The organism is Kitasatospora sp. NPDC051914 (genome assembly GCF_040680995.1).
In the GTDB taxonomy this organism is placed as follows: Bacteria; Actinomycetota; Actinomycetes; order Streptomycetales; family Streptomycetaceae; genus Kitasatospora.
This window is the reverse complement of the sequence record NZ_JBFAXX010000137.1, coordinates 1-6,387: the sequence shown is the minus strand read 5'-3', so window position 1 is coordinate 6,387 and position 6,387 is coordinate 1. Positions and strand designations below refer to the sequence as shown.

10 protein-coding genes are annotated in these 6,387 nt (G+C 71.5%); 9 read left to right on the top strand and 1 reads right to left on the bottom strand.

Annotation, left to right across the window (positions count from 1 at the left end; genetic code table 11):
- Positions 1 to 364: 364 nt before the first annotated feature.
- Complete coding sequence (locus AB0M03_RS39145) at positions 365 to 835, bottom strand: NUDIX domain-containing protein (protein ID WP_363501450.1); 471 nt, start codon at positions 833 to 835, stop codon at positions 365 to 367.
- 18 nt (positions 836 to 853) lie between these two features.
- On the opposite strand from AB0M03_RS39145, the gene AB0M03_RS39140 reads away from it, so the two are divergent.
- From AB0M03_RS39140 to AB0M03_RS39100, 9 genes are all read left to right on the top strand, one after another.
- Entirely contained in the window at positions 854 to 1,633 is a 780-nt protein-coding gene (locus tag AB0M03_RS39140) for a GntR family transcriptional regulator (protein ID WP_363501442.1), read from the top strand.
- Between the two features lie 139 nt (positions 1,634 to 1,772).
- A complete protein-coding gene (locus tag AB0M03_RS39135; protein WP_363501439.1) occupies positions 1,773 to 2,120 on the top strand; it encodes a hypothetical protein in 348 nt (115 codons plus the stop codon).
- A 5-nt stretch (positions 2,121 to 2,125) separates the two neighbouring features.
- Entirely contained in the window at positions 2,126 to 3,514 is a 1,389-nt protein-coding gene (locus AB0M03_RS39130; RefSeq protein ID WP_363501436.1) for an FtsK/SpoIIIE domain-containing protein, read from the top strand.
- 84 nt (positions 3,515 to 3,598) lie between these two features.
- A complete protein-coding gene (locus tag AB0M03_RS39125; protein WP_363501433.1) occupies positions 3,599 to 3,772 on the top strand; it encodes a hypothetical protein in 174 nt (57 codons plus the stop codon).
- A gap of 25 nt (positions 3,773 to 3,797) precedes the next feature.
- A complete protein-coding gene (locus AB0M03_RS39120) occupies positions 3,798 to 4,460 on the top strand; it encodes a DUF2637 domain-containing protein (protein ID WP_363501430.1) in 663 nt (220 codons plus the stop codon).
- Positions 4,461 to 4,475: 15 nt separating this feature from the next.
- Complete coding sequence (locus AB0M03_RS39115) at positions 4,476 to 4,667, top strand: mobile element transfer protein (RefSeq protein WP_363501427.1); 192 nt, start codon at positions 4,476 to 4,478, stop codon at positions 4,665 to 4,667.
- Positions 4,668 to 4,682: 15 nt separating this feature from the next.
- Complete coding sequence (locus tag AB0M03_RS39110) at positions 4,683 to 4,871, top strand: hypothetical protein (protein ID WP_363501424.1); 189 nt, start codon at positions 4,683 to 4,685, stop codon at positions 4,869 to 4,871.
- Positions 4,872 to 4,888: 17 nt separating this feature from the next.
- Positions 4,889 to 5,425 (top strand): hypothetical protein, encoded by a 537-nt coding sequence (locus AB0M03_RS39105; RefSeq protein ID WP_363501421.1) that lies wholly within the window; start codon positions 4,889 to 4,891, stop codon positions 5,423 to 5,425.
- A gap of 74 nt (positions 5,426 to 5,499) precedes the next feature.
- Positions 5,500 to 6,039, top strand: coding sequence for a GGDEF domain-containing protein (locus AB0M03_RS39100; RefSeq protein WP_363501418.1), 540 nt, complete (start codon positions 5,500 to 5,502; stop codon positions 6,037 to 6,039).
- Positions 6,040 to 6,387: the final 348 nt, after the last annotated feature.

Sequence of the window (6,387 nt, the reverse complement as noted above, 5' to 3'; positions counted from 1 at the left end):
AACCCCCGACGAGACCATCACGACAGCCCTTACCGCCTAGCCTGAAACCGGATCACCGAGTGGCCGTCGATACACCACTCCGGCGGACGTGACCACACAGTACGTCCCGATCAGTCAGCGTGAGGGTGCTCGGGTCAGCCGGCTCTTATCGCGACGGTGCGGCTTCGAGGTGCCGGTTCAACCCGTGATTGCCGTGCTCGGGGCAGCGTCGATCACGGTGACATCCGAGCTGGCGCCTGTGCTCCTCCTGGATGGGAAGGAGGCGGATCGGCGCCTCTCGGGCCGCACACCTCGGATGTCCGTCGAACAGGTAGAGAGTGTCTTCACTGTCGCCCGGGACAGCCGGACCTGGGTGCGGTGAGGCTCAGCTCGCGGCGGTCACCAGGCTGCGACCGTCGTGGGCGCGGATGTGGGGAGCCTCGTCTTCAAGCGCGTCGGTGATCCGGACCGCGTACACCTCGCCCATGGACGCGCGCACCTCGTCCGGCGTCAGCCAATCGACGGCGGTCGACTCCTCCGAGAGCTGCTCTTGCCCACCTTCGGGCCGGCACCGGAAGACCAGGGCGACGATGCCTCGGGTCATGTTCTTGTAGACACCGGTGAGCCGCTCGACCCTAACCCTGATGCCGGTCTCCTCGAAGATCTCCCGGCAGACGCCCTCCTCGACGGTCTCACCGAGTTCGAGCACGCCGCCCGGCGGCTCCCATGTCCCGTTGTCGGCGCGCTGGATGGCGAGGATTCGGCCGTCCTCGCGGACGACAACGCCAGCCACAGACACGGAGTGGAGCGGCGTTGACGCTTGAACTGCGGGGCTGCTACTCATGTACAGGAGAATAGGAGCACCCTAAGGACTATGGCGAGCGGCGAAGCGGCCTCGACGGCCAAGGCGAAGTATTTGCAGATCGCGGATGACCTTGCCGCGCAGATCCGTTCGGGAGTCCTGGCTCCGGGGGCAGCCGTCCCCAGCGAATCCGAGCTGATGGAGCGCTACGGCGTGGCGTCCGGCACCGTTCGGAAGGCCGTCGCCGAGCTGCGGACGACCCAGCTCATCGAGACCCACCACGGGCGAGGGTCCTTCGTCCGCTCTCGGCCGCCGGTGCAGCGCAAGTCGTCCGACCGCTTCCGCCGGGCTCACCGCCTGGCCGGCAAGGCCGCCTACCTGGCTGAGGCCGAGCAGTCCGGCGGCACCCCGTCGGTGAATGTCCTCTTCGTGGGTCCGGTGGAGGCTCCGGAGGAGATCGCGGAGCGCCTGGAGGTTCCGGCCGGCACGAAGGTGCTCGCCCGAAAGCGGCGCTACTTCCGCGACGGCACGCCCACCGAGGAAGCCACCTCCTACCTGCCGTGGGACGTGGTGAAGGACATCCCGGAGATGTTCGCCGAGAACCCTGGGGGCGGTGGGATCTATGCCCGCCTGGAGGAGCACGGGCATGCCCTCGCCGAGTTCACCGAGACGGTCCGGGCCCGGCTCGCCACCAAGGCGGAGACTTCCGCGCTGGCGCTGAGCCCCGGCTCGCCGGTCATTCATCTGGTGCGGAACGCCACGACGGCGGTCGGCCGCGTGGTTGAGGTCTGTGACACCGTGATGGCGGCTGACCAGTTCGTTCTTGACTACAGGTTCGCCGCGCGCGACTGACGGACGATCAACTTCCGCAACCCGCCGCAGGATTCTTCCCGCGGCGGGTTGACTCATGTACAGGAGTCATGCACTCTTCTATTCATCAACTCATGTACATGAGTGCATGAGGTCACCTCTTCTAGAGGAGAGTTGCCGCATGGCTACGTTCAAGATCGACACCTCGACGGCCGTGGTCTTCGTGGTCGTCCCGCCGGCGCCGAAGGTCGTCAACAAGCAGACCGGCGAGATCGCGATCGACCGGGAGACTGGTGCCCGGATGCTGACGGTCGGCCTGACCATCGCGGACGACGGTGAGGCGAACCTCTACACCGTGGCGGTGCCGGAGACCGGGATCAGCGAGGGTCTGTCGGTGGGCACGATGGTCGCGGTGACCGGCCTCAAGGCGCGGGACTGGGAGAATGAGTTCAACGGTCAGAAGCGGCACGGCATCTCCTTCCGCGCGACGGCGATCACCTCGCTCGTCCCGGCGCCGGCCCGGGGCTGATCACGATGGCCGAGCTGCTGACGCTCGCCGAGCTGGGCGTGCCCGCGGCGGCCCTCGCCGGGGGAGCGGCGTACGCCAGGGTCAAGGCGCCGGCCGTGTTCTGGTCGGCGGTGGGTCTGCCGGTGGCGGCGGTGCGGTTCTCCGCCACCTACGGCAGCACGATGGACGCCTGCGGGCTGACGGTGGAGCCGTCCCGGCTGCGGGTCCTGCTGATGCGGGCGACCACCCGCCGGGAGATCCGGCCGGTCCCGCCCCGAATCCTGATGGTCCGGCCGACCTCGACCGGCCTGCGGGTGCGGCTTCGGCTCGCCCCGGGTCAGGAACCGGCGGACGTGCAGGCGTCGGCCGAACGCCTCCGTCACGCCTGGGGCGTGCACTCCGTCCACGTGGCGGTCCTCAAACCGGGTGTGGTGGAGCTGCGGATGACCGGCTTCGACGTACTCCGCACCGTGCGGATGCCGCGCCGGGTGCCGGCCGGTGACCTGGTGGTGCCGGTGGCACTGCGGGAGGACGGTACGGCGTTCGTCCGGGACTACCGGGCCGTGCCGCACGGCCTGAACCTCGGCGCCACCTTGTCCGGCAAGTCGGTCTACATGCGGAACCTGATCGCCGGTCTCGCCCGGCGGCCGGTCGCGCTGGTGGGCATCGACTGCAAGCGCGGCGTCGAACAGGCCCCGTTCGCCCCGCGGCTCTCCGCACTGGCCACCGACCCGGAGCAGGCGTCCGCGCTGCTGGACGCGCTGGTCTACGAGATGGAAGACCGCTACGAGCTGATCCGCCGCCACCAGGGCATCCCTGGGTCGGTGCCGGCCGAGGACATCACCTCGGACATCTGGGGTCTGCCCGCCAAGCTGCGGCCGGTGCCGCTGGTCTTGCTCGTGGACGAGGTCGCCGAGCTGTTCCTCGTCGCCACCCGCCGGGAGGAAGAGCGGCGCGACCACATGGTCACCCAGCTGATCCGCCTCGCCCAGATCGGCCGCGCGGCCGGCATGTTCCTGGAGGTCTGCGGGCAGCGCTTCGGCTCCGAGCTCGGCAAGGGCGCCACCATGCTCCGCGCTCAGCTCACCGGCCGGGTCGTCCACCGGGTCAACGACCGACAGACCGCCGACATGGGACTCGGCGACATCTCACCCGATGCTGTCCTCGCCTCGACGCAGATCGCCCCCGAGACCCCGGGCCTGGCCATGGCCGGCGACACCTCCGGCGGCTGGTCCCGCATCCGCACCCCCGACCTGTCCCTCGCCGACGCCGCCCGAATCTGCCGGGAGCACGCCCACCTGGTGCCCGACGTGCCCGCGCTTGCAGCCTTCCGCCCGGCTGTTTCGCTGGCCGTGGTGATTCCGCCGAAGCCGTCGGCTCCGCCCCGGCTCGTCCCGAAGCCGGTCACCGAGTAACACCTCCTCGTCCATTGGTCGGCGCGACCGCCTCGCGCCAGGTCCCTACCCCTGCCATGCCCGACGCCGGAAGGAACCCCGGTCATGCCCGCCAGGAAGACCAGCACCAAGCAGGCCCCGCCCGCGTGCACCGGTTGCGCCGGTGAGGGCTGGGTGCGTGAGACCCACACCGTCGGCCGGGGCAAGAAGTCCCGCCCCGCCGGCGAGGTCGAGGTCCTGTGCCCCACCTGCCTCGGCTCCGGCACCGCCGCCCAGTAGCCCTCTCCCGGAAGGAGGAACCCCGATGCGACTGCCCCGCCCGGACGCCGTGCTCGTGCAAGCCGCCATCGCCGGCGCCCTGTCCTTCGCCCACCTCCACGACCTCGCCGAAGCCGCCGGCCAGCAGGGCTGGAAGGCCTGGGCCTACCCCGTGTCCGTCGACCTGCTCCTCGTCGCCGCCTGGCACCGCATGCGCACCCTGCGGGCCAACGGCGCCCCGGCCCCGGCCGCCTGGACCTGGTTCGCCATCGCCCTCACCGCCTCGCTCGGCGCGAACGTCGCCACCGCCGGACTCCTCGATCTCGCCCACGTCCCCGCCTGGCTGCGAATTCTCGTCGCCGGGTGGCCCGCCCTCGCGTTCTTCGGCGGCACCCTTCTCGCCCATGCCACCACGCCCGCCCCCGCGGTCGCGCCGGAGGTCGACGCCGATCCCGAACTCCCGCTCTATGAGCCCGAACCGGAAGCGGTTACCGCACCCGAGCCGCTGCCCGCGCTCCCACCCACCCCGGCATCCGAGCCCCGGCCCGCTCCGCCGCTGGCCGTGCCGGCCGCCCTGGTCGACCACGCCCGGAAGGTCGCCGACGACCACCGCGCCCGGACCGGCGAGCCGATCGACACCGACACCCTCCGGGCCCGGCTCGGTGTCCCGCCGCACTTCGCGGACGCCATCGCCGCCCAACTCGCCTGACAGGAGGCCCCATCCATGCCCCGCCCGATCCGCCCGCGCAACGTGATCCGCATCGGCCCGGTGCAGGTCGCCACCTACTACGACGGCCGCGGCCGGGAGCGGCACGCCGCCGCCTGCACCGCCCCGCGCTGCGGCTTCTCGGCCGACTACGACTCCCGCGCCGCCGCCGAGATCGCCGCCCGCACCCACCGCTGCACCGTCCGCTGACAGGAGAAACCTGCCATGAACGTCACCCTGCCCCTGGTCGTCGTCCTCGGCGCCATCGTCTGGACCGCCGTCAAGCTCCTCGGCATCCGCATGTGGGTCGCCGCCCTGATCGCCCTCTTCGGCTTCTACGTCGCCGGGACCTTCCTCGCCCCGGCCATCGACCAGACCACCCGCTCCGGCGTCACCGCCGTCACCGGCAAGTAGCCGAAGGCACAACCGCCATGACGACCCCGCTCCTGCTGCCCGCCTCGCTCGCCCTCACCCCGGAGGGCGCCGCCCTCGTCGCCGAGATCGAGACCTACCTCGCCACCCTGCCCGTGCCTGCGCGGCCGGCCGTGCCGTACGTCTGCCCGCTCGGCTCCACCGTCCGCCCCTGGAACGCCGGATACCCGACACCCGCCCCGACGCTCCTCGACCGGTTCACCCGCCGCCCGGCCCGCCCGGTGTCGGTGACCGTGGCCGACCACCTGCAGCTCACCTCCCGCTACATGGCCGCCTTCGGGTGGACGCAAGGTCGCCTGTGGGACTCCGCCGGCCGGGTCTGCCTCCTCGGCGCCCAAGCCGCCGTCCTCGCCCACGGCTACGGCACCCCGACCACCGTGCTCCGCGCCCGGGTGCAGGTGATGGAAGTCCTGCACGCCACCGGCCGACCGCACGCCTCCCCGGACCGCTACAACGACGCGCCCGGCACCCGCCAGGCCGACGTGCACCACCTGCTTGACCGGGCGTCCGCCCGCGCACTGTCCCTCGGTATCTGACCGGGCCTCGGGGCGGCAAAGCCGCCAAGCATCCCGCCCCGCGGTTCCGCACCCCTTCGAGAGGAACTGCCCCGATGGACCTCGCCCCGATCCTCGCCGCCGCTGTTCCGCTGGTCGGCTGGACCACCCACGGCACCTGGCTCGCCCGGCGCCTGGCCACCGCCCGCCGCGACCCGCTCACCGGTCTGCTCACCCGCGAGGGCTTCACCACCCGCGCCGAACGCCTCATCCGCACCCACCCCGACCGGGCCACGGTGCTCCTGGTCGACCTGGACGACTTCAAGAAGGTCAACGACACCCACGGCCACGCCGCCGGAGACGCCGTCCTCATCGCCACCGCTCACCGGCTCACCGCCTGGTGCGGCCCGCACGGCCTGGCTGCCCGCCTCGGCGGGGACGAGTTCGCGGCCGTCGCCCTCGACTCCGCCGACCGACTCCCGGCCCTACGCGAGTCGCTTCACCAGCCCGTGCCGTTCGCTGGTGGCCTGCTCCCGGTCGGCGCCTCGGTCGGGGCCTCGCGCCCCGCCGCGCTCCTGCTGACCGAGGCGCTGTCGGCTGCCGATCGCGACATGTACGCCCACAAGCCCGGCGGCCGGACCTCCCGTCGCCGTTAGTGGTCGGACTCGGGCCCTCAAGGGGCCACAGAGGGCCAAGGCTGTTCGCCGACCTCGCAGTGGTAGCACCGGGCGGTAACGCCGTCCTGGTTGTACCACTCGTGCGCCCCGCAGTCCCGCTTCCCCTTGGCTGCGAAACCGCGATCCAGCAGGAACCACGGAAGGTGCCCACGCAAGCGTGTGCGCCACCGATACCTGCTCGCCCGAGTCACGAGCAGGAGGTTAGCGCTACGGGCGCGATCCTCCGAGCGAACTAGGGTCTGTTGCGAAAGTGGATCAAGGTCGCCCGCGTGGCTCACAGACCACGAATGGCTTCGGCCAGGTCAGGGCCGTAGGAGGCCCAGCAGA

Bases quoted from the DNA above. Each gene is read 5' to 3' on its own strand.
- AB0M03_RS39130 (WP_363501436.1), top strand. From the start codon at position 2,126: ATGGCCGAGCTGCTGACGCTCGCCGAGCTGGGCGTGCCCGCGGCGGCC.
- AB0M03_RS39140 (WP_363501442.1), top strand. From the start codon at position 854: ATGGCGAGCGGCGAAGCGGCCTCGACGGCCAAGGCGAAGTATTTGCAG.
- AB0M03_RS39110 (WP_363501424.1), top strand. From the start codon at position 4,683: ATGAACGTCACCCTGCCCCTGGTCGTCGTCCTCGGCGCCATCGTCTGG.
- AB0M03_RS39125 (WP_363501433.1), top strand. From the start codon at position 3,599: ATGCCCGCCAGGAAGACCAGCACCAAGCAGGCCCCGCCCGCGTGCACC.
- AB0M03_RS39100 (WP_363501418.1), top strand. From the start codon at position 5,500: ATGGACCTCGCCCCGATCCTCGCCGCCGCTGTTCCGCTGGTCGGCTGG.
- AB0M03_RS39120 (WP_363501430.1), top strand. From the start codon at position 3,798: ATGCGACTGCCCCGCCCGGACGCCGTGCTCGTGCAAGCCGCCATCGCC.
- AB0M03_RS39115 (WP_363501427.1), top strand. From the start codon at position 4,476: ATGCCCCGCCCGATCCGCCCGCGCAACGTGATCCGCATCGGCCCGGTG.
- AB0M03_RS39105 (WP_363501421.1), top strand. From the start codon at position 4,889: ATGACGACCCCGCTCCTGCTGCCCGCCTCGCTCGCCCTCACCCCGGAG.
- AB0M03_RS39135 (WP_363501439.1), top strand. From the start codon at position 1,773: ATGGCTACGTTCAAGATCGACACCTCGACGGCCGTGGTCTTCGTGGTC.